The organism is Streptomyces sp. TG1A-8, assembly GCF_030499535.1.
Classification (GTDB): domain Bacteria; phylum Actinomycetota; class Actinomycetes; order Streptomycetales; family Streptomycetaceae; genus Streptomyces.
Map to the genome: position 1 here is coordinate 5,051,148 of NZ_JASTLB010000001.1, position 24,366 is coordinate 5,075,513.

20 protein-coding genes are annotated in these 24,366 nt (G+C 73.1%); 8 read left to right on the top strand and 12 right to left on the bottom strand.

Annotated features, from left to right (window positions below):
• Positions 1-49: 49 nt before the first annotated feature.
• The 3 genes from QQY24_RS22175 to QQY24_RS22185 all read left to right on the top strand — a co-directional run bounded on the left by QQY24_RS22175 (position 50) and on the right by QQY24_RS22185 (position 3,252).
• A complete protein-coding gene (locus QQY24_RS22175; protein ID WP_301974449.1) occupies positions 50-679 on the top strand; it encodes a TetR/AcrR family transcriptional regulator in 630 nt (209 codons plus the stop codon).
• A 186-nt stretch (positions 680-865) separates the two neighbouring features.
• On the top strand, positions 866-1,936 hold the full coding sequence (locus QQY24_RS22180; protein ID WP_301974450.1) for an endonuclease/exonuclease/phosphatase family protein: 1,071 nt from the start codon (positions 866-868) through the stop codon (positions 1,934-1,936).
• A gap of 101 nt (positions 1,937-2,037) precedes the next feature.
• Positions 2,038-3,252: an MFS transporter gene (locus QQY24_RS22185; RefSeq protein WP_301974451.1), complete on the top strand. Its 1,215-nt coding sequence runs from the start codon at positions 2,038-2,040 to the stop codon at positions 3,250-3,252.
• Between the two features lie 55 nt (positions 3,253-3,307).
• On the opposite strand, the gene QQY24_RS22190 is transcribed toward QQY24_RS22185, so the two are convergent.
• The 3 genes from QQY24_RS22190 to QQY24_RS22200 all read right to left on the bottom strand — a co-directional run bounded on the left by QQY24_RS22190 (position 3,308) and on the right by QQY24_RS22200 (position 6,225).
• A complete protein-coding gene (locus QQY24_RS22190; RefSeq protein WP_367658011.1) occupies positions 3,308-5,368 on the bottom strand; it encodes a glycosyltransferase in 2,061 nt (686 codons plus the stop codon).
• Between the two features lie 159 nt (positions 5,369-5,527).
• Positions 5,528-6,007: an ATP-binding protein gene (locus QQY24_RS22195; protein ID WP_367658012.1), complete on the bottom strand. Its 480-nt coding sequence runs from the start codon at positions 6,005-6,007 to the stop codon at positions 5,528-5,530.
• Positions 6,004-6,225: a hypothetical protein gene (locus tag QQY24_RS22200; protein ID WP_301974453.1), complete on the bottom strand. Its 222-nt coding sequence runs from the start codon at positions 6,223-6,225 to the stop codon at positions 6,004-6,006. The genes QQY24_RS22195 and QQY24_RS22200 overlap by 4 nt, the downstream gene beginning before the upstream one ends.
• A 133-nt stretch (positions 6,226-6,358) precedes the next feature.
• On the opposite strand from QQY24_RS22200, the gene QQY24_RS22205 reads away from it, so the two are divergent.
• Positions 6,359-7,222, top strand: a complete 864-nt coding sequence (locus QQY24_RS22205) for a helix-turn-helix transcriptional regulator (protein WP_301974454.1) — start codon at positions 6,359-6,361, stop codon at positions 7,220-7,222.
• Positions 7,194-7,409: a DUF397 domain-containing protein gene (locus QQY24_RS22210; protein ID WP_301974455.1), complete on the top strand. Its 216-nt coding sequence runs from the start codon at positions 7,194-7,196 to the stop codon at positions 7,407-7,409. Before QQY24_RS22205 ends, QQY24_RS22210 begins: the two co-directional genes overlap by 29 nt.
• Before the next feature lie 78 nt (positions 7,410-7,487).
• Here the strand turns inward: QQY24_RS22210 and QQY24_RS22215 are convergent, their stop codons facing one another.
• From QQY24_RS22215 to QQY24_RS22230, 4 genes are all read right to left on the bottom strand, one after another.
• Positions 7,488-9,242, bottom strand: a complete 1,755-nt coding sequence (locus tag QQY24_RS22215; protein ID WP_301974456.1) for an NAD+ synthase — start codon at positions 9,240-9,242, stop codon at positions 7,488-7,490.
• Between the two features lie 81 nt (positions 9,243-9,323).
• A complete protein-coding gene (locus tag QQY24_RS22220; protein WP_301974457.1) occupies positions 9,324-11,267 on the bottom strand; it encodes a protease pro-enzyme activation domain-containing protein in 1,944 nt (647 codons plus the stop codon).
• A 210-nt stretch (positions 11,268-11,477) separates the two neighbouring features.
• A complete protein-coding gene (locus tag QQY24_RS22225; protein WP_301974458.1) occupies positions 11,478-12,107 on the bottom strand; it encodes a DUF305 domain-containing protein in 630 nt (209 codons plus the stop codon).
• Complete coding sequence (locus QQY24_RS22230; RefSeq protein ID WP_301974459.1) at positions 12,104-12,784, bottom strand: DUF3105 domain-containing protein; 681 nt, start codon at positions 12,782-12,784, stop codon at positions 12,104-12,106. Before QQY24_RS22230 ends, QQY24_RS22225 begins: the two co-directional genes overlap by 4 nt.
• Before the next feature lie 472 nt (positions 12,785-13,256).
• Between QQY24_RS22230 and glnA the strand changes: the two genes are divergently transcribed.
• Positions 13,257-14,618: a type I glutamate--ammonia ligase gene (glnA, locus tag QQY24_RS22235; protein WP_301974460.1), complete on the top strand. Its 1,362-nt coding sequence runs from the start codon at positions 13,257-13,259 to the stop codon at positions 14,616-14,618.
• 150 nt (positions 14,619-14,768) lie between these two features.
• Here the strand turns inward: glnA and QQY24_RS22240 are convergent, their stop codons facing one another.
• From QQY24_RS22240 to QQY24_RS22250, 3 genes are read right to left on the bottom strand one after another with little or no spacing between them, the layout of a single operon-like run.
• The gene (locus tag QQY24_RS22240; RefSeq protein WP_301974461.1) at positions 14,769-15,854 is read right to left on the bottom strand and encodes a TolB-like translocation protein; all 1,086 of its coding nucleotides are present in this window, start codon (positions 15,852-15,854) and stop codon (positions 14,769-14,771) included.
• A complete protein-coding gene (locus QQY24_RS22245; RefSeq protein WP_301974462.1) occupies positions 15,851-17,113 on the bottom strand; it encodes an MFS transporter in 1,263 nt (420 codons plus the stop codon). The genes QQY24_RS22240 and QQY24_RS22245 overlap by 4 nt, the downstream gene beginning before the upstream one ends.
• A gap of 1 nt (position 17,114) precedes the next feature.
• Positions 17,115-18,002, bottom strand: a complete 888-nt coding sequence (locus QQY24_RS22250; RefSeq protein WP_301974463.1) for an alkaline phosphatase family protein — start codon at positions 18,000-18,002, stop codon at positions 17,115-17,117.
• A gap of 149 nt (positions 18,003-18,151) precedes the next feature.
• Between QQY24_RS22250 and QQY24_RS22255 the strand changes: the two genes are divergently transcribed.
• The gene (locus QQY24_RS22255; RefSeq protein WP_301974464.1) at positions 18,152-19,045 is read left to right on the top strand and encodes a DUF72 domain-containing protein; all 894 of its coding nucleotides are present in this window, start codon (positions 18,152-18,154) and stop codon (positions 19,043-19,045) included.
• A 135-nt stretch (positions 19,046-19,180) separates the two neighbouring features.
• A complete protein-coding gene (locus QQY24_RS22260; RefSeq protein WP_301974465.1) occupies positions 19,181-22,195 on the top strand; it encodes a bifunctional [glutamine synthetase] adenylyltransferase/[glutamine synthetase]-adenylyl-L-tyrosine phosphorylase in 3,015 nt (1,004 codons plus the stop codon).
• On the opposite strand, the gene QQY24_RS22265 is transcribed toward QQY24_RS22260, so the two are convergent.
• Entirely contained in the window at positions 22,177-23,046 is an 870-nt protein-coding gene (locus tag QQY24_RS22265) for a phosphatase PAP2 family protein (RefSeq protein WP_301974466.1), read from the bottom strand. The two genes, QQY24_RS22260 and QQY24_RS22265, sit on opposite strands and share 19 nt — an antisense overlap.
• Positions 23,047-23,149: 103 nt before the next feature.
• Positions 23,150-24,184: a LacI family DNA-binding transcriptional regulator gene (locus QQY24_RS22270; RefSeq protein ID WP_301974467.1), complete on the bottom strand. Its 1,035-nt coding sequence runs from the start codon at positions 24,182-24,184 to the stop codon at positions 23,150-23,152.
• Positions 24,185-24,366 lie beyond the last annotated feature (182 nt).

Consider the following 24,366-nt stretch of genomic DNA (forward strand, 5'->3'; position numbering starts at 1 on the left):
GGAGGCGTGCTGCGGGACAATGCCCGCAGCACAGTGAGAGGACGGACACGTGAGCCTTGCCGACAGCCGGCCGCGACCCGGCGCCCCCGCACGGGGCCGCCCCCGCAGCGAGGCCGTGGAACGCGCCATCCTGGAAGGCGTGATGAAGCTCCTGGAGGAGGGCGTTCCCCTCGCGGAGCTCTCCATCGAGCGCGTCGCGCGCACGGCGGGCGTCGGCAAGGCCACCATCTACCGCCGCTGGAGAGGCAAGGAGGAGCTCTTCGTCGACGTGGTGCGCGCCGCCGAGCCCCCCGACCCCGAACTCCCCGGCACCTCCATGCGCGACGACCTCGTCGTCCTGCTGGAGTCCCTGCGCCGGCGCGGCCTGGTCACCCGCTCCTCGGCGATCCTGCACAACGTGTACGCGCAGATGAAGAGCAGCCCCAGGCTGTGGGCCGCCTACCACACCGGCGTGATAGCGCCCCGCCGCGCCCTCGCCCTCGACGTGCTGCGCCGGGGGCGGCGCAACGGCGAACTCAGGCCGGACATCGACCTGGAACTGGCCAACGACCTGTTCGTCGGCCCCATGCTCGCCCGCGCCGCCATGCGCCCCGACGCCGACCTGCCCGAGGGCCTGTCCGAGCGGATCGTCGACACGGTCCTGGCCGGCCTACGGCCCGTCAGCCCGCCCGCCCGGTGACCCGAGTGTGCGCGTTTGGTCACAGTGCACCCCTGTCCGCGGGGCGATCGGAACTCCTGGCGCCGCCCCGTTCGTCCTCGTCTTCCGTACGGCCGTCACGGGACGGCGGAACGGAACCGATCATCCCCTAGGGTCGGAGGGACGCGGGGGGCGACGGTGCGCACGGCAGGCAGTGAGGCAGACGGTATGACGCAGCAGGCGTACAGGACGGGGACGGACAACGGAGACTCGGGGCCCGGGCGACCGGGATCCCGGCTTCGGCGCCTGACACACCGGCTGACGCACCGTCTCCTGACCGGCTGGCGCGGCGACCCGCGCATCTGGCGGCGCGGCACCGTCGTCGCCGCCCTCGCGCTGCTGCTCGCCCTGGTGATGCTGGCCCATTCGCGCATCCCCAACCGGATCGGCAACCTCGGCAGCCTCACGGACACCTTCCTGCCCTGGCTGGGCCTGGCCGTCCCGGTCCTGCTGGTGCTCGGCCTGGTCCGCCGGTCGGCGACCGCGCTGATCGCGGTGCTGTTGCCGGCGATCGTGTGGCTGAACCTCTTCGGCGGGCTGCTCACCGACAAGTCGGCCGGCGGCGGCGACCTCATGGTGGCCACCCACAACGTCAACGCCGACAACCCCGATCCGGCGGCCACGGCCCGCGACGTCGCCTCCTCCGGCGCGGACCTGCTGGCCCTGGAGGAACTGCCCGCCTCCCAGGTGCCGGTGTACGAGAGGGCGCTGGCGCCGACGTACGGGTACCACGCGATCGTCGGCACGGTCGGCCTGTGGAGCAGGTACCCGATGAGCGGCGTTCGGGCCGTCGACATCAAGCTCGGCTGGAAGCGCGCGATGCGCGCCACCGTCGCCACCCCCGCGGGCCCGCTCGCGGTGTACGTCGCCCACCTGCCCTCGGTGCGGGTGAAGATGAGGGCCGGGTTCACCGCCCGCCAGCGCGACAAGAGCGCCGACGCGCTCGGCGAGGCGATCGCCGGCGAGTCCCTGGGGCGGGTCGTCCTGCTCGGCGACCTGAACGGCACGATGAACGACCGCGCGCTCAACGCCGTCACCTCCCAGATGCGCTCCACGCAGGGCGCGGCGGGCAGCGGCTTCGGGTTCAGCTGGCCGGCGTCCTTCCCGATGGCCCGGATCGATCAGATCATGGTCAAGGGCGTCGAGCCGGAGAGCTCCTGGACCCTGCCGCGCACCGGCAGCGACCACCTGCCGGTGGCGGCGCGGGTGAAGCTGGAGGAGACGGACACGTCCTCTTAACCCGCCGTGAACCCGGGGAATACCGCGCCGGGGGAGTTTTGTTCCGTAACTGAACATAGACTGGCCGGAACTCCACTCCCCCGAAAGGCACAGGTCCTCCCATGCCCCTGGCCCTGCTCGCCCTGGCCGTCGGCGCCTTCGGCATCGGCACGACCGAGTTCGTGATGATGGGGCTCCTGCCCGACGTCGCCGACGACCTGCACATCTCGATCCCCGCCGCCGGGCACCTCGTCTCGGCGTACGCGCTGGGCGTCGTCATCGGTGCCCCGCTGCTGGCCGCGCTCACCGCGCGGATGCCCCGCCGCACGGTCCTGATCGCCCTGATGGTCCTGTTCGTCGCGGGCAACGCCCTGTCCGCGTTCGCCCCCGGCGACACCTCCCTGCTGGCCGCCCGCTTCCTCAGCGGCCTGCCGCACGGCGCCTTCTTCGGCGTGGGAGCCGTGGTCGCCACGAACATGGTCGCGCCGGAGCGCCGGGCCCGCTCGGTGTCCCTGATGTTCCTCGGCCTGACCGTCGCCAACATCGCGGGCGTCCCGGTCGCCACCCTGACGGGCCAGCACCTCGGCTGGCGGGCGACCTTCCTGGGCGTCAGCGCGATCGGCCTGGCGGCGATAGCCGCACTGGCCCTGCTGATCCCGCACGACCACGCCCCCGCCCCCGCGAACGGCCTGCGCGGTGAACTGGCCGCACTGCGCTCCCTCCCGGTCTGGCTGGCCCTCGGCACGACGGTGGCGGGCTTCGGCGCGCTCTTCGCGGCCTACAGCTACATCAGCCCGATGCTGACGGACGCGGCCGGCTTCGCCGAGACCAACGTGACGCTGCTGCTGGCCCTGTTCGGCGTGGGCGCCACGGCCGGCAACCTCCTCGGCGGACGCCTCGCGGACCACTCCCTGCGCGGCACCCTCTTCGGCGGCCTGGCCTCGCTGGTGGCCGTGCTGCTGCTCTTCCCGCCGCTGATGCGGACGCAGGGCACCGCGGCCCTGGCCGTGGTCCTCCTCGGCACGGCGGCCTTCGTCACCGGCTCGCCCCTCCAGATGATGGTCATGGAGAAGGCCTCCGCGGCCCCCTCCCTGGCCTCCTCCGCCAACCAGGCGGCCTTCAACCTGGCCAACGCCGGCGGCGCCTGGATCGGCGGCCTGGCCCTGGCGGCGGGCTTCGGGGTGACGTCCCCGGCCCTCGCCGGAGCGGCCCTGGCCGTCCTCGGCCTGGGCGTGGCGGGCGTGGCGCACGCGGTGGACCGGCGCCGCGAGCCGGTCCCGCCGGGCCGGGTCGTCGTCTCCCACGTGCCGGACCGGTCGGAGGCCCTGCACCGCTGACACGACCGGCCCCGGCCCCCCGCACCGCTCCGCGGCGGGGGGCCGGGGCCGCCGGTCACCCGAGGCGCCGGACGAGTGCCCGGACGAGGCCGGTCCTGGCCACCCGCAGCCCGAACCGCCCGCCCCTGCCGGGGACCGGCTTGGCGTACCGGGGCAGCCCGCAGCGCAGCCACTTCGCCGGGGGTAGGGTCGCGGGCAGGGGCGGCAGGGGCCACTGCCAGGCCCCGAGCCGGAGGTGACCGCTCCACCGGCCCGCCGGGAGGCGGGTGACGGGGACGCGCACGACGAAGCGGCCGTCCGCGCCCGGCGCGCGGCGGACCGGGTGGGTGGTGACGTCGCCCCGGTCGCTCGTCAGGACGGCCCTCAACTCGCCCTCGGGGTACGAGGCGAGCGTGCAGCGCCCGGTGAACTCCAGCTCGGTGGGCGCGTCGGCGGCCCAGCGGCCGCCCCCGTCGAGGATGACGCGGGACGCCACCCGGTGCTTCGCCTCGCCGAGGTCGACGGTGAAGTTGCCGTGCGGCTCGGTGGTGTAGAGGGTGACGGCCCGCAGTCCCTCCCCGGTGGCGACGACCCGGGTGCTGGCCCTGCCGAAGACGCCGTCGGCCCGCCTGCCGCCGATCCGGACCTCCTTGGACACCCCCTGGGCGCCGACGGCGAGCGAGACGTCCCAGAGCCCGTCGCCCAGCGGCCCGCCGCCGGCGGCGGTCGTCACGTCGAAGACGGCCTCGAACCCGGCCAGTTCGTAGGCGAAGCGGCCCTCGTCCTGCGCCGCCCCGAGTCCCGGCGTCGGGGTGTGGGTGACGGGCAGGCGGTACTCGGCACCGCTGCCGCGTTCGCGCAGGACCAGTTCCGTGCTGACGTCACGGGTTTCCACGCGGTGGAGGTAGGCGTGCCCGGCCAGGTGCACCACGGTGCCCCGCAGCTCGGCCCGGCCGACGTGGTGGCGGCAGCCGAGCTGGGCGGTGACGTCGTAGCAGGAGTCGGGGACCGAACGGGCCGGATCGCGCAGGAAGGGGTAGCGCGCGAGGGCGCGGCCCCCGTCGAGGAGGACGGGGGTGGCCGCCTTCGTCCGGGCGAGCTCCTTCTCGAACCGGACGAGCTCCAGGACCTCGTCCAGCATGCGGTGGCGGACGAGGTGCAGTCGCAGCCGGGCCATCGCCGAGAGCCGGTCGTCCATCCCCTCGTGCCACAGGGGCTCGACGGCTTCGGCCAGCCGGGCGAGCGTCTTCTCCTGCATGTGGCGGGGCTCGAAGACGAGCTGGCCGGCGAGCAGGTGCTTGACCTCGACGGTCAGGTGCCGGTGGGCCAGGTGGTCGCGGCCGGGACCGGGCGGCACGTTGTCCAGGATGAGGGCGGCCATGCGCGGCAGGAGCCGCAGCCGGCGCTCGGACCCGGTCAGCCGCTGGGTGATGTTGCCCTCGTCCTCGCGCAGCACCCAGTAGAGGCAGTCGTAGTCGGCGACCACGGAGATGCCGGAGGCGTGCAGGTAGGCGGCGCCGACGAAGAGCTGGTCCTCGCCGATGGCCAGGTCCGTGGGGAACCGCAGGTGGTGGCGTTCCAGGAGTTCCCGGCGGAACAGCTTCATGGGGTTGAGCGTCCAGTACACGCGCGAGGAGAACACGTCCGTGCGCGGCTGGTTGCGCTTGAACATGGACGTGGGCGCGCTACGGCCGCCGACGCCCACCATCTTGCCCAGCACGATGTCGGTGCCGTTGTCCTCGGCCATCGCGACCATGCGCTCCAGGGCCTCGGGACCGAGGTGGTCGTCGGCGTCCAGGAAGAAGACGAACTCGCCCGTGGCGCGGTCGAGTCCGGCGTTGCGCGGTGCGGACGGGCCGCCGGAGTTCGCCTGGCGGAAGACGCGCAGCAGCCCGGGGTGGAGCCTGTCCAGACGGTCCAGCTCCGCCGCCGTGCCGTCGGTGGACCCGTCGTCGACGACGATGACCTCCAGTCGGTCACGGCCGATGGTCTGCTCGGCGACCGAGGCGATGCAGCGCGTCAGATAAGGCATCGCATTGTAGGCGGCGATAATCACCGAAACGGTGGGGCCGGACATGACTGAGTGCTCCAAATTACCGGACAACTCCATTTCGTGGAGTATTCCGACGTTTTCCATGGAAGCTTTTTTTGTATGGAGGAATGGTTCCCGAAGGTCTGCGAAGGTACCATGAACCGGGGGTCCCGTGCGAGCGGAGAAGTAGTGAAGTGCCTGCTCAGGGCGGGTTTTGGTCATGTGGCCGATTCGACACCCCGTTTCCCGTTCAAAGCCGGTCGCTCACTCCGTTTCGCCTTCTCCGGCGTACGGGGAACGGCCGTCCCGCCCGCTATGTGTGGCACGCCTGGAAAGCGCCGTGACGGGATTGGCGATCCCCGCCCGCTCCTCCTCCCGGGGGAGCGGGCGCACTTCGCACCACACCGTCTTGCGGCCGGCCCCCGGGTCCACGCCCCAGCGCCGCGACAGGGCGCCGACCAGGGTCAGGCCCCGGCCGGACTCGGCGGTCCCGGCGGCCGGCGCCAGGACGGGCAGGGCGCGCGGGTCGGTGTCGGTGACCTCGACGCGGGTGTGGCCGTCGTCCGTGCCGGTGACCCGGACCGTCACGGGCGTGCCCTCCCCGAGGTAGTCGATGACGTTCGTCAGCAACTCCGTCGCGCACAGGCGGACGTCGAAGCCGTGCCCGCGCAGGTGGTGGCGCAGTTCCGGCACCGCCTCGGGGAAGGCGAGCAGGCTCATCTCGAAGGGTTCCGGGGCCGTCATTCGCCCGCCGTCCTGCGGAGGGCGGCGGCGAGCGCCCGGGCCGTGGCGGTGTTGCAGTTGCCGAGCGCGACGAGGCCGGCGGGGGGCTCGTAACTCCCCGCGAAGCTCGGCAGGTCGACCCGGAGCGAGGGGAGCTTGATGCCGTGCAGGGCGAGGGCGGTGCGCAGTTCCTCCACGCACAGGGTCGTGTCGTGGGCGGTGGGGGAGTGGTCGGGCATGGGAGTGGTGTCCTCTTGTGCGGTGTGTGACGAACTCATCACAGATTGTCCCCAGGACCGCTAGCGTGGAAGCCGATTCGCGTCCGCGGCGCGAACGGCGGAAAACGGCGGTGCGAGTGACGGTGGTGAGCGCGTGGCACGGCGCAAGGACATCGACGGGTCGATCAGCGTCCCCGACTTCTACGGCAAGGAGTTGCGGTGGAAGCGGGAGGCCGCCGGGCTGTCCCTGGAGCGGCTGGTCGAGGGCAGCTTCTACGGCAAGTCCCACCTGAGCGACATCGAGCACGGCAAGCGGCGGATGCCGGTGGAGCTGGCCCGGCACGTGGACCGGGTGCTGGGGACGGACGGGTACTTCGAACGGCACTGCGAGGACGTGCGGCGGGCGCGGAGGGGGCCGCACGCCGCGTACTTCGAGAAGGCCCTGGAGGCCGAGAGGTACGCGGAATCCATCGAGCTGTGGTCCCCGAGCACTCTGCCGGGGTTGCTTCAAACGGCCCCGTACGCGCGAACGCTGGTCAGGTCCGCGCATCCGGCGGCCTCCGACGAGTGGGTCGAGGAGAAGGTGCGGGCCCGGATCGACCGCGCGTGCCTTTTCGACCACGACCCCTTCGTCCCGGATTACTGGGCGATCCTGCACGAGTCGTTGCTCACCGATTCGATCGTGTCGCCGGGGGAGATGGCCGGCCAGCTCGACCGGATCGTGGAGCTGACCGAGCGGCGGCGGATCGTTCCGCAGATCGTTCCGCGGAAGTGCGGGGCGTATCCGCTGATGGCGGCCTCCGTCATGATCATGACCTTCCCCGACGCCCCGCCGCTGGTCTACACGGAGGCGTCCTACAGTGGGGACACCATTGATGATCCGGCCCTCGTGAAGCAGTACCGCAAGGCATACGATCGGCTCAGGGCGGTCGCACTGTCACCGGACACGTCCCTGGCCATGATCGAGTCAGCGGCAGAGGGATACCGAAATGGCGAGCAACCGGGTCGACTTGAGTGACGCGCTCTGGTTCAGGAGCAGTTACAGCAACGGCGACGGCGGAGAGTGCGTCGAGGTTGCGGGCAACCTCCCCGGTATCGTCCCCGTACGGGACTCCAAGGCTCCGGACGGGCCGGTGCTGACCCTCCGCGCCGCCGCCTGGGCGCCCTTCGTCGCCGCGCTCAAGGAGCGGCACGGCGTGCGCTGAGCGGGCGACCCGCGGGGCACCGGGGGCGGTGCCCCGGTGCCCCGGTTTCCCGGGCCGGACGGACGGGCGGGACCGGCGTCACGCCGTCTCGCGCCAGCCGTTCGTGATCGGCAGCCGGCGGTCCTTGCCGAAGCCCTTGGCCGAGATCTTCGTGCCCGGCGGGTACTGGCGGCGCTTGTACTCCGCGGTGTCGACCATGCGGAGCGTCTTCGTGACCAGGGCGCGGTCGAAGCCCGCCGCCACGATCTCGTCGGCGCCCTGGTCCCGGTCGACGTACCGCTCCAGGATCGCGTCCAGGACGGGGTAGTCCGGCAGCGAGTCCGTGTCGACCTGGCCGGGGCGCAGCTCCGCGCTCGGCGGCTTGCTGATCGAGTTCTCCGGGATCGGCGGGGTCTCGCCCCGCTGCCGTGCCGCCCGGTTGCGCCACTTCGCCAGCCGGAAGACCGACGTCTTGTACACGTCCTTGATGGGGCCGTACGCGCCCACCGAGTCGCCGTAGAGGGTCGAGTAGCCCACCGCCAGCTCCGACTTGTTGCCGGGAGCCAGGACGATGTGGCCCTCCTGGTTGGAGATCGCCATCAGCAGCGTGCCGCGCAGCCGTGACTGGAGGTTCTCCTCGGCCAGGCCCGTCAGGCCCACCGCCCCCATGTACGCGTCGAACATGGGCTCGATCTCCACGGTGCGGTAGTTCAGCCCCGTGCGCCGGGCCAGTTCCGCCGCGTCGCCCCTGGAGTGGTCCGAGGAGTACTTCGACGGCATCGAGACGCCGTACACGTTCCGCGCTCCCACCGCGTCGCAGGCGATGGCGGCGACCAGCGCCGAGTCGATGCCGCCGGACAGGCCGATCAGGACGGACGTGAAGCCGTTCTTCGTGACGTAGGCGCGCAGGCCGGTCACCAGCGCCGAGTAGACCTCCTCGTCGTCCTCCAGGCGCTCGGCGTACCCACCCGTCAGGGTGGGCTCGTACGCCGGCAGCGGCTCCTCGGACAGGACCACCCGCTCGATGCGCAGACCGTCGTCCACCACGCCCGTGGGCGCCCCGGGCCGGGCCGCCGGCAGGTCCAGGTCCAGGACCGTGCAGCACTCGGCGAACTGCGGCGCCCGGGCGATCACCTCGCCGTCCGCGCCGACCACGATCGAGTCGCCGTCGAAGACCAGTTCGTCCTGCCCGCCCATCATGGCGAGGTAGGCGGTGGTGCAGCCGGCCTGCTGCGCCCGCTTGCGGACCAGCTCCAGGCGGGTGTCGTCCTTGTCGCGCTCGTAGGGGGAGGCGTTGACCGAGATCAGCAGGCCCGCCTGCGCCGAGCGGGCGGCCGGCACCCGGCCGCCGTCCTGCCACAGGTCCTCGCAGATCGCGAGCGCCACGTCGACGCCGTGCACGCGGACCACGGGCATGGTGTCACCGGGCACGAAGTAGCGGAACTCGTCGAAGACGCCGTAGTTCGGCAGGTGGTGCTTGGCGAAGGTCAGGACCACCTCGCCGCGGTGCAGGACCGCCGCCGCGTTCTGCGGGGCGCCGGCCGGCTGGCCGTACTTCGGCTGCGCGGTCTCGCAGCGGTCCAGGTAGCCGACGATCACCGGCAGCTCGCCGTGGCCCTCCTCGGCCAGCCGGGCGGCCAGGGAGCGCAGGGCGGCGCGGGAGGCTTCCACGAAGGACGAGCGGAGCGCCAGGTCCTCGACGGGGTACCCGGTCAGCGCCATCTCCGGGAACGCCACCAGGTGCGCTCCCTGCTCGGCGGAGTGCCGGGTCCAGCGGACGATCGACTCGGCGTTCGCGGCGATGTCACCGACGCGGGCGTCGATCTGATTCAGGGCGAGACGAAGTTGAGGCACGCGCCCAGTGTAATCGTCAAAGAGACGCGATGGGGGGCGCGGGGTGTCTGACACCCCACGCCCCCCGGCCGTGCCGCTGGATCAGTGGCGACGGTAGGACTGCACGTAGCCGTTCGCGGGCGTGCCCACACCGGTCACGTCGTCGTAGCCCTTCACCGCGGACAGCGAGCTGTCCTTGCCGAGGCTGCGGACCGAGGTCAGCAGGCCGTCGGTGGCGTCGTAGCCGTTGGCGAAGTCCACGCGGGCCACCGCCAGGCCGGAGCCGGTCGGGTCGTCCGTGACGTCGTGGAAGACGCCCTTCTTGCCGTACTTGGCGTAGATCGACGGGTTGGCGAAGCCGATGGCCTTGCCGCCGCGCGCCTCCTGGGACAGGGCCTGGACCGCCGCGATCACCGGCGCGGCCAGCGAGGTGCCGCCGATGCGGTACTCGCTGTACTTCTCCGTGCCGTCGGGGAAGGTCTGGGTCTGGCCGACGAGGAAGCCGGTGTTCGGGTCGGCGATGGCCGAGATGTCCGGGACGACGCGGTTGCCGGCGGCGTTGTTGGCCTGGGCGAGCGAGTCCGGGACGACACCCTTCTGGTAGTACGGCTCGGCGACGGTCGCGCTGGTGCCGCCGCCCGCGCCCGAGGTGAAGGCGCCGGGGAAGTTCGTCCAGCTCTTGCCGTCGGCCGACAGCGAGGCCTTCTCGGTGCCCCAGCCGGTCTCCCACAGGTACGTGTCGCCCTTGCCGACGGCCAGCGAGGTGCCGCCGACCGCGGTCACCCACGCCGAGTTGGCCGGGGTGTCGACCTGCTTGGTCCCGGTGTTGGCGACCTCGTCGCCGTTGTCGCCGGAGGAGAAGTAGAAGCCGATGCCCTGGACCGCGCCCAGCTGGAAGACCTGGTCGTAGGCGGCCGCGAGGTCCGGCGTCTGGTTGGCCTCGATGTCGCCCCAGGAGTTGGAGACGATGTCGGCCAGGTGGCTGTCGACGACCTTGCTGAGCGAGTCGAGCAGGTCGTCGTCGTAGCAGGACGCGGCGCCCACGTAGGTGACGTCGGCGTTCGGCGCGACCGCGTGCACGGCCTCGACGTCGAGGGTCTCCTCGCCGTACCAGCCGGCCGCCCCGCACTCCTCGGTCTTCGTGTAGTTCTTCGGCAGCACCTGGTGCAACTGGCCGGTCTTCCAGGCCGCGTCGCCGTTCTTGTGCGCGTAGGTGCCCGCGTCGTAGGCGATGGTCGGCGAGGCGTACGCGTCGGTGATGGCGATGCGCACCTTCTCGCCGGTGTAGCCGCCCGCCCCGTAGGCGGCGCGGAGCTGCTTGCCGGTGTAGCCCTTGACCGCGTACGGGATCTGCTTGCCGTACGCGCTCGGCAGCGTGCTCGCGACGTCGGAGCCGTAGTACGAGGAGAACGGCCCGGCGTTCTTGAACACGGCGTCCGGCGGCGGAAGCTGGTCGTCGTGGTCCGACTTGTGCGGCGCGTTGTCCAGGCCGGTGACGGTGAGGACGGCGCCCTTCAGGTCCGCCGGCGCCGTCGCGTTCTGCGCGGGGGCGCGGTAGGTCTTCGAACCCTTGGCGAAGTTGTGCAGCTGGGTGCCGAACGCCTTCTCGGCGGCGGCCACGTCACCGGAGACGGCGACGTAGTGCGAGGTGACCCCGGTGACCGTCAGACCGGCCGACGTCAGCCAGGACTTGACGGCGGCCACCTGGGCCTTGGTGGCCCCGAAGCGGGCCTGCGCCTTCTTGGCGCTCAGGTACTTGCCGTACAGCGGCGAGCTGGGGTCGGACACGGCCTTGGCGTAGGCGGCGAGGCCGGACGCGTCCCGGCCGGCCAGGTACACCCGGGCCTTGACCTGGGCGCTGTCCGCGGTGGCGCCCTTGTCCGCCTTGGCCGTGGCCCAGGCGGGCTTGGTGCCCTTGAGCGCGTTGCGGGCCGGGCCGTCCGCGGCGTGCGCCGCGGGTATGCCGAGCGCCAGCGCGCCGACGACCATGGGCAGTGTCGCTGCCATGCTCACGCCGGCACGCATCTTGGCGCGGTTGGATCTCATAGAACCCCCTGCGATGCGTTTCGCATGCATGTAGTGGTTGGTACGTCGCGGATGCGGGCGCCGGTCTGCGGCGGCGTGGGCCGGCGAGTGGATCACACGATGGGGGCCACTCTGACGATGAACCGTTCATGCCAGGGGAACGCGAAGGTCAAGAGAAACCCAAGGAATCACCGGCTTGGGTGATTTGGGTCTTTCGTCCTTACGGCGGTGTTACGAACGGGCTTGTGCTCCGCGCTCCTTGAGCATGCCGGCCATCAACTCGATCTCCGACCGCTGGGATTCGACCATGCCCTGCGCGAGCCTCTTCTCCACGGCCACCGTGCACTTGGCGGCACAGCCCTCGGCCATGTGGACGCCGCCCTGGTGATGGGCCGTCATCAACTGGAGGTAGAGCACCTCCGCCGGCCGGCCGCTGAGCGACCGGAGCTTGTCCAGCTCGGTGTTGGTCGCCATGCCCGGCATCAGCGCGCCGTCCTTGCCGGAGGCCATGTCGCCCATGCCCATCCAGGTCATCGGCGGCTCGGCCGACACCTTCGGCAGCCCCCACAGGTCCAGCCAGCCCAGCAGCATGCCGCGCTGGTTGGCCTGCGTCTGCGCGATGTCGTAGGCGAGCCTGCGCACTTCCTCGTCCTTCGTGCGGTCCCGCACGATGTACGACATCTCCACGGCCTGCTGGTGGTGGACCGCCATGTCCCGCGCGAACCCGGCGTCCGCCGACGCGGCGTCCGGCGTCCGCGGCCCCGGCCCGCCGTCCTCGGCGACCGCGTAGGTGATCGCGCCGGCCGCGATGAGGGCCGCCGCCGCGGCCCCCGCGGCCCAGCCGACGTGCCGCCGCCTCACTTCATCGCCCCACCGGTGCACGAGGCGCCCGGCTCGGGCGTCTGGTCGCCCTGGACGTAGGTGGCGAAGAACTTGTCCACCTCCGGGTTGCTCGCGCTCCCGACGGTCACCTGGTGGCCCCACGCCGACAGGATCAGCGGGGCGGCCTGGTTCTCGTACGGGCTCATCAGCGAGTACGGCGTCTTCCTCACCTTCGCCGCGAGCGCGTCCACGTCCGCCTTCGCCGCCTTGCCGGTGTACGTCACCCACACCGCGCCGTGCTCCAGCGCGTGCACGGCGTTCTCGTCCTGCACCGGCTTGGTGTAGACGTCCCCGTTGCAGTTCAGCCACACCGGGTTGTGGTTGCCGCCGACCGGCGGGTGCATCGGGTACGACACCTTGGTCGAGACGTGCGTCCGCGACAGCTTCCCGGACCACGTCCGCACCCCGTCCCTGCCGGTGACGAAGTGCCCGGAGTCCCCGGAGGAGCCGCCCTTGGAGTCGCTCGCCGCCGTGTCCTTCGAGTCCGACTGCTTGTTCACGAGCACCACGCCGCCGACGGCGAGACCGGCGACGACCACCACGCTCGCGACGACGACGAGCACCCGGTTGCGCCGCTCGCGGGCACGCTCGGCACGCCGCATCTCCTCGATGCGCGCCTTGCGCGCCTCGGTGCTGCTGTTCTTCGCGGAACCCATGGGGGGAGTCCTTCGGAGGAAAGGGGACAGGGACGGTGGGGCCCGCTGATCGTAGTGGGGAAGCGGCCTCCTTCCGTAGGGAGACCGCGGGAACCGGGCGATTCGCACCGTGTATCACCCGGCGGGCCCCACCACCGCGCATCCGGCGCGGCACGCTCGGTGAGCGCCGTGGCCGCGCCGGCGGCGGACGGGGCGGCGGACGGGGAGGTGACCGGGGCCGGGGGCGCACCGGGCGGGCGCGGAGCGGCCCACACGGGGAGAGGAGGGCCATGACGGATGCCGGTGCGAGCAGGCAAGATGGGTTCAGGAGCGGTACACCTGCCGTGGAGAGGCGTTCAGGCCGCGGACGCCCGGGCGATCGAGGTCCGCAACGCGCACGAAATGGTGTTGTGGTGGGATGCTCAGGTGCCCGGCCGCCTCCGCGTCGCACCGGGGACAGGCGGCCTGACCAGCAAGGATGGGGAAGCGGAAGATGGACAAGCAGCAGGAGTTCGTGCTCCGGACGTTGGAGGAGCGCGACATCCGGTTCGTACGCCTGTGGTTCACGGACGTGCTGGGCTTCCTCAAGTCCGTCGCCGTGGCCCCGGCCGAGCTGGAACAGGCCTTCGACGAGGGCATCGGCTTCGACGGCTCCGCCATCGAGGGCTTCGCCCGGGTCTACGAGTCCGACATGATCGCCAAGCCGGACCCGTCGACCTTCCAGGTCCTGCCCTGGCGCGCGGAGGCCCCCGGCACCGCCCGCATGTTCTGCGACATCCTCATGCCGGACGGCTCGCCGTCCTTCGCCGACCCGCGCTACGTCCTCAAGCGCGCCCTGGCCCGCACCTCCGACCTGGGCTTCACCTTCTACACCCACCCGGAGATCGAGTTCTTCCTGCTGAAGGACCGCCCGATGGACGGCTCGCGGCCCACCCCCGCCGACAACTCGGGCTACTTCGACCACACCCCGACCAACGTCGGCATGGACTTCCGCCGCCAGGCGATCACCATGCTGGAGTCCATGGGCATCTCGGTGGAGTTCTCCCACCACGAGGGTGCCCCCGGCCAGCAGGAGATCGACCTGCGCTACGCCGACGCGCTCTCCACGGCCGACAACATCATGACGTTCCGCCTGGTCATGAAGCAGGTCGCGCTGGAGCAGGGGGTCCAGGCCACCTTCATGCCGAAGCCGTTCTCCGAGCACCCCGGTAGCGGCATGCACACCCACCTCTCCCTCTTCGAGGGCGACCGCAACGCCTTCTACGAGTCCGGTGCCGAGTACCAGCTCTCCAAGGTCGGCCGCTCCTTCATCGCCGGCCTGCTCAAGCACGCGGCCGAGATCTCCGCGGTCACCAACCAGTGGGTGAACTCCTACAAGCGCATCTGGGGCGGCTCCGAGCGCACCGCAGGCGCCGGCGGCGAGGCCCCCTCCTACATCTGCTGGGGCCACAACAACCGCTCCGCCCTGGTCCGCGTCCCCATGTACAAGCCCGGCAAGACCGGCTCCGCGCGCGTCGAGGTCCGCTCCCTGGACTCCGGCGCCAACCCGTACCTGGCCTACGCCCTCCTCCTCGCCGCCGGCCTGAAGGGCATCGAGGAGGGCTACGAACTCCCGCCGGGCGCCGAGGACGACGTCTGGGCCCTGTCCAACGCCGAGCGCCGCGCGATGGGCATCGAACCCCTCCCGCAGAACCTCGGCGAGGCCCTGACCCTCATGGAGACGAGCGACCTGGTCGCCGAGACCCTGGGCGAGCACGTCTTCGACTTCTTCCTGCGCAACAAGAAGCAGGAGTGGGAGGAGTACCGCTCCGAGGTCACCGCCTTCGAGCTGCGCAAGAACCTGCCGGTGCTGTAGGGCGGTTCTCCGTCGGCGCGGCTCCGTCGGCACGGCGGGCGGCGCGGGCGCCGGGTGCGGGGGGTGAGGCGGTGCGGGGGCGGGGCGGTGCCGTGCGGCACCGGCGCCCCGCCGGGCCCTCCCGCACCCGCCGGCGGCGCGAACGGCGGATCAGCGTGGTGACGCGGTTCCCGGCGCCCCGGTGGACGCGGGGCGCGGCTGTCCGGGGTAGGCGGGCGACACGGCCGCCGTGCTGATGCGCCGCGGCCGGCCCGAGCCGTCCGCCGGTACCCGGTACAGGTCGGCGCCGTAGTCCCCGGGCAGGGCGTAGACGAGGGTGCGGGCGTCCTCCCACACCGCCTGGTCGTCCACGCTCCTCGGCTCGGCCAGCGGGGTCTCCCGCCAGGTGCGCAGGTCGAGGACGTACAGGCGCCAGGGGGCGTCCGCGGGCAGGCCCCCCACGCGCTTCTTGTAGGCGACGCGGGTACCGTCGGGGGACAGGGACGGGCACTCCACGTTGGCGTGCAGGGTGGTGACGGTGCGGGTGCGCAGGTCGCCGCGGACCAGGTAGGTGCGGCCCCCGGTGGCCAGGGTGGCGTAGAAGGTGCGGTCGTCGGCGGCGAAGGTCACCCCCCAGAAGTTGGCGTCCGCCGCCCGATGGGGGTGTCCGTCACGGATGATGCGGAAGGCCTCCAGGGACGGGATCAGCCCGCCCGTGCGGGTGTCCACGATCGCGGTGCGGGTGGAGAAGTCCGTGCCCGCGTACGAGTCGCCGCCCACGAACGCCGTCCAGGCGGCGAAGTGCCCGGTGGGGGAGACCCGGGCGCGCGAGGGGACGCCCGGGACGCCGTAGTGGTGCTCGGTGCGCAGGCCGGCGTCCAGGACCAGGGCGCGGTAGGTGTCCGAGACCGGTCCGTGCACCGCCTGCAGGCACACCCCGGTGCCCGCGGCGGCGTGGAAGCGCAGGCACCGGACACCGGAGGCGGTGCGCGGGCCGGAGGGGTCGGCGGCGGGGACCGCGGTCAGCTCGTCCCGGTGCGGGCCCCACGCCGTGTTCCGGAACACCATGGTGCCGTGCCCGGTCAGGGTCACCGTGCCCGGCGTGACGCGCGGGCCGCCCGCCCGGACGTGGTCGCGGCGCTCGGCGCGCGCCGAGGCGTGCAGCACGGCCGCCAGCCCGGTCGCCGCCAGCACGGCGAGGGCCGACAGCAGGATCAGGACGCGGGTGCGTGCGGTCGTGCGGGTGGGTGCGGTCATGCGGTGACGGTGCCTTCCGGGCGCAGGGTCAGGGAGAGGACCGCGCAGGCGGCCAGGGCCACCGTCGCCCCCGCCAGCGCCGCGCGGTCGCCCCACACCGTCCAGGCCGCGCCGAACAGCAGCGAGCAGGCGAACCGGGCCAGCGCCTGCCCGGTCTGCACGACGGCCAGCCCGGACGAGCGCAGGGCCTCCGGCACGCCCGTCGAGGCCGCGGCCATCAGCACCCCGTCGGTGGCCGCGTAGAAGCAGCCGTGCAGGGCCAGGACGAGGTACGGCAGCGGTGTGCCGTGCCAGGAGGTGAGCAGCAGGGCGTACACCAGCAGCAGGGCGCCGTGACCGGCCAGGAACACGCTCCACCGGCCCACCCGGTCCGCGAGCCGGCCCAGCACCACCGCCAGCAGCAGGAACGCGGCGGCCGTGCCCAGCGGCAGCAGCGCGAACCAGCGGTCGGGGACGCCCAGGCGGCGCTGCAGCAGCAGGTAGACGAACGAGTCGCCGACCGTGGCGAGGCCCAGCAGCAGCGCGCACGCGGCGACGCGGCGCAGGTCGCGGTGGCGCAGCAGGCCGAGCGCGGCGCGCAGGGTGGGGCGGGCGGCGGCCGGGGCCGCCGCCTTCGCGCCTCCCGGCACGAACAGCACCAGCACCAGCACGCCGAGCACGGCCACGCAGAAGCTGACGGTGAACACCGCGTCGTAGCCGTCCACCGTGGCGCGCAGGATCCAGAACGCCGCCAGCGGGCCCAGCAGGGCGCCCGCGGTGTCCATCGCGCGGTGCACGCCGAAGGCCCGGCCGCGGTCCCCGGGCGTGCTGGACAGGGAGATCAACGCGTCCCGCGGGGCCGTGCGCAGCCCCTTGCCGGTGCGGTCGGCGGCCAGGACCAGCCCGATCGGGGTGAGCGTGTGCGCCACCAGCAACAGGGGTTTGCACAGCGCCGAGACGGCGTACCCGAGCCCGGCCACCCACTTGTGCCGGCCCCCGCCCCGGTCGGCGAGGTGCCCGCCGGCCAGCCGGACCAGCGCCGAGAAGCCGTTGTGGACGCCGTCGAGCAGGCCGAAGCCCAGCGGGGACAGGCCGAGGCCGGTCACCAGGTACAGCGGGAGCACCGCCGTGACCATCTCCGAGGAGACGTCGGTGACCAGGCTGACGGTCCCGAGGGCGAGCACGGTCGGGGCGAGCGCGGCCCGGCGCCGTCCGGCCCCGGGCCGGACGGCGCCGTCCGCGGACGCCGGCGTGGACGCGCGACTGTCCGCTACGTACACGTCAGGACGCCCAGATCCCGGTGATGTCCCTGGCCGAGGCCGCGTTGCCCGCGTGCGCGGTCAGGCCCTGGCTGTCCTCCAGGGTGCGCAGCAGGTCGTAGTGGTTGTACGTGGTCGAGGACGACGCCCCCGCCGTGACCGGCTGGCCGTACAGGACCGTCGGGATGCGGTTGCCGCTGAGCCGGTCGTCCTCGTCGAAGGTGACGACCAGGAGGCTGTTGTGGGTCCTGGCCCAGGTGGCGTAGGCGCCGAGGTTGTTCTTCAGCCAGGTGTCACCGGTGGACACCGGGCAGTCGTGCATGTCGCTGCACAGGTTGGGGATCACGAAGGACACCCTGGGCAGCGTCGAGTGGTCCGCCGGGAACTGGGCGAACGTCTTCGCGGTCGACGTCGGCACGTTGCCGAAGCCGAACCAGGGGTTGTGCTTGCGGGCGTAGCTCCCGCTGCTGCACGTGGTCGAGCCCTGGCCGGGCAGGGTCTCGTTGTAGCTGGCCCAGCTGCGGCCGGCGGCGATCAGCTCGGAGGCCAGGTTGGGGGCGGAGGAGAAGGCCGGGGTGTAGCAGCTGTCGTCCGTGACGCCCTGGGTGGAGCCGGAGAACAGGGCGAAGTAGTTCGGCTGGCTCGGGTGGGTCTCGGCGTAGGACTGGGTCAGGCTGGCGCCGCCGGACCTCAGGGAGTTGAGGTACGGGGCGCTGGAGGAGCCGACGACCTGGCCGTAGGCGTGGTTCTCGAAGACCACGACGACCACGTGGTCCGGGCTCGGCACGGCGCCCGCCGCGTGCGCGGACTCACCGCCCAGCCCGGTCCACAGGCCGATCGCGGCCGCGGCCAGGGCGGTTGCCGAGGCCACGAGGGCACGGGCGCGGCGGTACGCGGAACTGCCGGACACTTCGACCTCCGGAGGGGGAGCGGGGGCTGACGGTGCGGTCAGAGCATGCACACGCCAACATTCGGGTGGTCCACGGGAGGCGGCCCTGCGGATGAAGAACGGGTGAACCGCCGGGTGCCGGGCCCGCCCGCCGCGGGTACAAGCGGCCCATGACGGAGATCCTCGTGGGCACGTGCGGCTGGACCGACCGGGAACTCGTCGCGAGCGGCTGGTACCCGCCGGGGCGGCGCGACGCCGAGGGACGGCTGCGGCACTACGCCGCGTGCTTCCCCGTGGTGGAGGCGGACTCCGCCTACTACGCACTGCCGAACCCGGACACCGCCCGCCGGTGGGCGGAGCGCACGCCCGAGGGCTTCCGCTTCGACATCAAGGCCTTCTCCCTGCTCACCGGCCACCCCACCCGGCCGGCCGCCCTGCCCGCCGACCTGCGGGGCCGCGCCCGCGACCGGGGCCTGCTGGACGAGGTCTGGGCCCGCTACGCCGAGGCGGTCGCCCCGCTGCGCGACGCCGGCCGGCTCGGCACCCTGCTCTTCCAGTACCCGCCGTCCCTCACCCCGGGGCCCGGGGCGGAGGAGTTCGTCCGCGCGGCCCGGGAGCGGGCCCGCGACTGGCCCTTCGCCGTGGAGTTCCGCGATCCCGCCTGGTGGCGCGACGACCGCGCGCGCTCCACCACGGCCCTGCTCCGCGACCTGGACGCCACCGCCGTGGCCGTCGACACGGTCCAGGGCCTGCCCACCTCCGTGCCGCCGCTCGCGCCGGTCACGACCCCCCGCCTCTCGGTCGTCCGCTTCCACGGCCGCAGCCCGCACTGGGGCACGGGCAGCAAGGAGGACCGGTTCCGCCACGCCTACACCGAGCCGGAACTGACGCAGTGGCTGCCCCGCATCCGGTCGCTGGCCGAACGCACGGACGAGGTGCACGTGCTGTTCAACAACTGCTGCGCGGACGCGGCGGTGAACTCCGCACACCTGATGCGCACCCTGCTGGCCCCGTCCCCGCCGCACCGCCGCGAAACGGCGCACGCCCCCGGCACCCCCCGCTGACCCGGCACGTCGCGGACCCGCGTCCCGGCGTCCGCCGCACCGGGCGCGGAGGCACCGCGGACCTGCGCGCCGCAGGCCAGGGGGCCCGCGGGTAGGCTCTGGCCGGGAGCACCTTGACGCGAGGGGAGGCCGCGGATGACGCCGGGGCGCAGGAGCAGTACCTTCACGCGGCTGCTTCGGCACGGCTTCACCGACCCCTCCGCCGCCGAGCGCCTGCTGGACAGCGCCGAGCTGGCACCGGTGCGCAACGACCCGGTGCTGCTGGAGGCCCTGGGCGCCACCGCCGACCCCGACCTCGCCCTGCACGGCCTGATGCGCCTGCTGGAGGCCCAGCCCGACCCCACCGCCCACCGCGAACTGCTGGACACCCTGATCGCGGCCAAGCCGCTGCGCGACCGCCTGCTGGGCGTGCTGGGCGCCTCCGCCGCCCTCGCCGACCACCTGTCCCGGCACCCGCGCGACTGGCAGGCCCTGGTCACCTACGAACCGAGGGACCTGCACCCGGGGGTGGAGGAGTTCGAGCGCGGCCTGGCCGGTGCGGCGGACCCCGTCTCGCTGCGCGTCGCCTACCGCCGCTGCCTGCTGTCCATCGCCGCCCGCGACGTGTGCGGCACCACCGACGTCGCCGAGACCGCCGCCGAACTGGCCGACCTCGCCACCGCCACCCTGCGCGCCGCCCTGGCGGTGGCGGGCGCCGCCGCGCCCGAGGACGCGGCGGCCTGCCGCCTCGCGGTGATCGCGATGGGCAAGTGCGGCGGCCACGAGCTGAACTACGTCTCCGACGTGGACGTGATCTTCGTCGGCGAGGCGGCCGAGGGCGCCGACGAGGCCAAGGCGCTCAGGGCCGCCACCAAGCTCGCCTCGCACATGATGCGGATCTGCTCGGAGACCACCGTCGAGGGCTCCATCTGGCCCGTCGACGCCAACCTCCGCCCCGAGGGCCGCAACGGCCCCCTCGTGCGCACCCTCAGCAGCCACCTCGCCTACTACCAGCGCTGGGCCAAGACCTGGGAGTTCCAGGCCCTGCTCAAGGCCCGCCCGGTGGCCGGCGACGCCGAACTGGGGCAGGCCTACCTCGACGCGCTCGCCCCCCTCGTCTGGCAGGCGGCCGAGCGGGAGAACTTCGTCCCCGACGTGCAGAAGATGCGCCGCCGGGTGGTGGAGAACATCCCCGTCGCCGAGGTCGAGCGCGAGCTGAAGCTCGGCCCGGGCGGCCTGCGGGACGTGGAGTTCGCCGTCCAACTGCTGCAACTGGTGCACGGCCGCACCGACGCCTCCCTGCGCAGCGGCACCACCCTCGACGCCCTCCGGGCCCTCGCCGCCGGCGGCTACGTCGGCCGCGAGGACGCCGCCCGCCTCGACGAGGCCTACCGCTTCCTGCGCTCCATGGAGCACCGCATCCAGCTCCACCGGCTGCGCCGCACCCACCTCGTCCCCGAGGCCGAGGCCGACCTGCGCCGCCTCGGCCGCTCGCTCGGCCTGCGCGCCGACCCGGTGGCCGGGCTGCGGCGCGAGTGGAAGCGGCACACCGGGGTCGTGCGCCGGCTGCACGAGAAGCTCTTCTACCGCCCGCTGCTCGACGCCGTCGCCCAGCTCGCCCCCGGAGAGGCGAGGCTGAGGCCCGAGGCGGCCCGCGAGCGGCTGGTCGCCCTCGGCTACGCCGACCCGGCGGCCGCCCTGCGCCACCTGGAGGCCCTGGCCTCCGGCGTGAGCCGCAAGGCCGCCATCCAGCGCACCCTGCTGCCCGTCCTGCTCGGCTGGTTCGCCGAATCCGCCGACCCGGACGCCGGCCTGCTCAACTTCCGCAAGGTCTCCGACGCCCTCGGCAAGACCCCCTGGTACCTGCGGCTGCTGCGCGACGAGGGCGCCGCGGCCGAGAACCTGGCCCGCGTCCTGTCGGCGGGCCGCCTCGCCCCCGACCTGCTCATGCGCGCCCCCGAGGCGGTGGCCCTGCTCGGCGAGGGCGACGGCGCCGGCACCGGCGGCAGCGGCCTGCGGCCGCGCGGCCGCGGCCCGCTGGAACAGGAGATCCTGGCCGCCGTGGGCCGCGCCGGCAGCGCCCAGCAGGGCGTCACCGCGGCCCGCGGCGTGCGCCGCCGCGAACTGTTCCGTACGGCCGCCGCCGACATCATAGGCTCCCACGGCACCGAGAACAGCCCCGCCGAGGCCGACCCGGGCGCCCTGGTGGACCGGGTCGGCGCCGCCGTCTCCGACATCACCGCCGCCACCCTCGCCGGCACCCTGCGCGCGGTGGTCCGCGAGGGCTGGGACGGCAACCTGCCCACCCGGTTCACGATCGTGGGGATGGGCCGCTTCGGCGGCCACGAGCTGGGCTACGGTTCCGACGCCGACGTACTGTTCGTGCACGAACCGCACGACGGCGTCGACGAGCAGGAGGCCGCCGCGGCGGCCAACAAGGTGGTCGCCGAGATGCGCCGCCTGCTGCAGCTGCCCAGCACCGACCCGCCGCTGCTCATCGACGCCGACCTGCGCCCGGAGGGCAAGTCCGGGCCGCTGGTGCGCACCCTGAAGTCGTACGAGGCGTACTACCGCCGCTGGTCCCTGGGCTGGGAGTCGCAGGCGCTGCTGCGGGCCGAGCCGGTCGCCGGGGACGCGGACCTGGCCCGTCGCTTCACCGAGCTGATCGACCCGCTGCGCTACCCGGAGCACGGGCTCACGGAGGACGCGGTCCGCGAGATCCGCCGGCTCAAGGCCCGCATGGAGGCCGAGCGCCTGCCCCGCGGTGCCGACCCGAAGCTGCACACCAAGCTCGGCCCCGGCGGCCTGTCCGACGTCGAGTGGACCGTGCAGCTGCTCCAGCTGCGCCACGGCCGGCGCGAGGCGGGCCTGCGCACCACCCGCACCCGCGAGGCCCTGACCGCCGCCCGGGACGCCGGGCTGCTGTCCGCGCAGGACGCGGCCGTCCTGGACGAGGCCTGGGTGCTGGCCACCCGGGTGCGCAACGCGGTCATGCTGGTGCGCGGCCGGGCCGGCGACACCTTCCCCACCGAGCCGCGCGAGCTGGCCGCCGTCGGCCGCCACCTGGGCTACGGCTCGGGGCACGCCGGCGACATGCTGGACACCTACCGCCGTACCGCCCGCCGGGCGCGCACGGTCGTGGAGGAGCTGTTCTACGGGGACGGCGCCTGAGCGGTCCGGCCCGCCCGGACCGGGGCCGGCCGCGGCAGGGCGTGCGGCAGGCTGCCGTACCAGAGCCGGGCCACCGCCAGGCCGAAGGCCAGGCACAGCACGCCGCCCACCGCGTCCAGCCAGAAGTGGTTGGCCGTGGCGACGATCACCAGCAGGGTCGCCGCCGGGTACAGCAGGCCCAGCACCCGCGCCCACGGCACCGAGGCCAGCGCGCACACCGTCAGCCCGCACCACAGCGACCAGCCGATGTGCATGGACGGCATGGCCGCGTACTGGTTCGACACGTGCTTCAGGTCGCCGGAGGCCATCGAGCCCCACGTCCGGTGCACCGCGACCGTGTCCACGAAGTGCCCGCCGCGCATCAGCCGGGGCGGGGCGAGCGGGAACAGGTGGTAACCGGCCAGGGCCACGCCCGTCGTCGCGAACAGCGCCAGCCGGGTCGCCGCGTAGCGGCCCGGATGCCAGTGGTACAACCACACCAGGACGCCGAGCGTGATCACGAAGTGCAGGGTGGCGTAGTAGTAGTTCATGCCGACGACCAGCCACCCCGCGGTGTTGACGGCGTGGTTGACGGACTGCTCGACGGCGATGCCCAGTCCGTGCTCGGCCCGCCAGATCCAGTCGGCGTTGCGCAGGGCCTCGCCCCGCTGCTCGGGCACGGCGTTGCGGATCAGTGAGTACGTCCAGTAACCCATCGCGACCAGCAGGACCTCGAACCACAGCCGGGGCGCCCGGGGCCGGCGCAGGCGGGCCGCGGCACCCCGCGCACCCCGTGCGCCCCCGCGCGTGACGGTCCGCGGAACGGCCACCTCCTCGTGACCTTCCGGCTCCGTCACGGTCGAGTCACCCATGAGCACGCAGTCTGTCGGAAGGGGCTTCTCCGACAGATCATCCCAAGTCCGGGTCCGTTCCGCACGTCCTGCGCCGCGCGCCGTTCCCGGCCGGACCCGGAGGTCACCCGCGGTGGCGGTCCCCCGGCGCGGAGGCGGTCGAACCGCGCACCACCAGCTCCGGCATGAACACGAACTCGCTGTGCGGCGCGGGCGTTCCGCCGATCTCCTCCAGCAGCGTGCGCACCGCCGCCTGCCCCATCGCCGGGACCGGCTTGCGCACCGTGGTCAGCGGCGGGTCGGTGAAGGCGATCAGCGGGGAGTCGTCGAAACCCACCACCGACACGTCCCGCGGCACCTCCAGGCCCCGCTGCCGGGCCGCCCGTATCGCGCCGAGGGCCATCATGTCGCTCGCGCACACGACCGCCGTGCACTTCCGGTCGATCAGCGCGCTCGCCGCCGCCTGGCCGCCCTCCAGCGTGTACAGCGAGTGCTGGACCAGTTCGGTCTCGACCGTCTCGGCGCTCAGGCCGAGCTGGTCCTGCATGCCGCGCACGAAGCCCTCGATCTTGCGCTGCACCGGCACGAACCGCTTGGGCCCGAGCGCCAGCCCGATCCGGGTGTGGCCGAGGGAGACCAGATGGGTGACCGCCAGCGTCATCGCGGCGCGGTCGTCGGGGGAGATGAACGGCGCCTGCACCTTCGGCGAGAACCCGTCCACCAGCACGTACGGGACGCCCCGCGCCCGCAGCCGCTCGTAGCGCTGCATGTCGGCGGTGGTGTCCGCGTGCAGCCCGGAGACGTAGATGATCCCGGCCACCCCCCGGTCCACGAGCATCTCGGTCAGCTCGTCCTCCGTGGACCCGCCCGGGGTCTGGGTGGCGAGCACCGGGGTGTAGCCCTGCCGGGTCAGCGCCTGGCCGATGACCTGCGCCAGGGCGGGGAATATCGGGTTCTCCAGCTCCGGGGTGATCAGGCCCACCAGGCCCTCGCTGCGCTGGCGCAGCCGCACCGGACGCTCGTAGCCGAGCACGTCCAGCGCGGCGAGCACGGACTGGCGGGTGGTGGCGGCGACGCCGGGCTTCCCGTTGAGGACGCGGCTGACGGTCGCTTCGCTCACCCCCGCCTGCGCGGCGATGTCCGCGAGCCGTGTGGTCACGGCACCGGACTGTACCGGCCGCCCCCCGCCCTGCACACCGACCGGACGCCGTGCACGGCCGGCCGGCCGGCCCGCCGTCGAATGCTGCGTCATCGCGCTCCTCGTCCTTCTCGGTGTCTGCAACCGGATGATCCCGGCGGTCGAAACGTCTGGCAAGAGCTTGCAGAGTCTTGCACACGTGT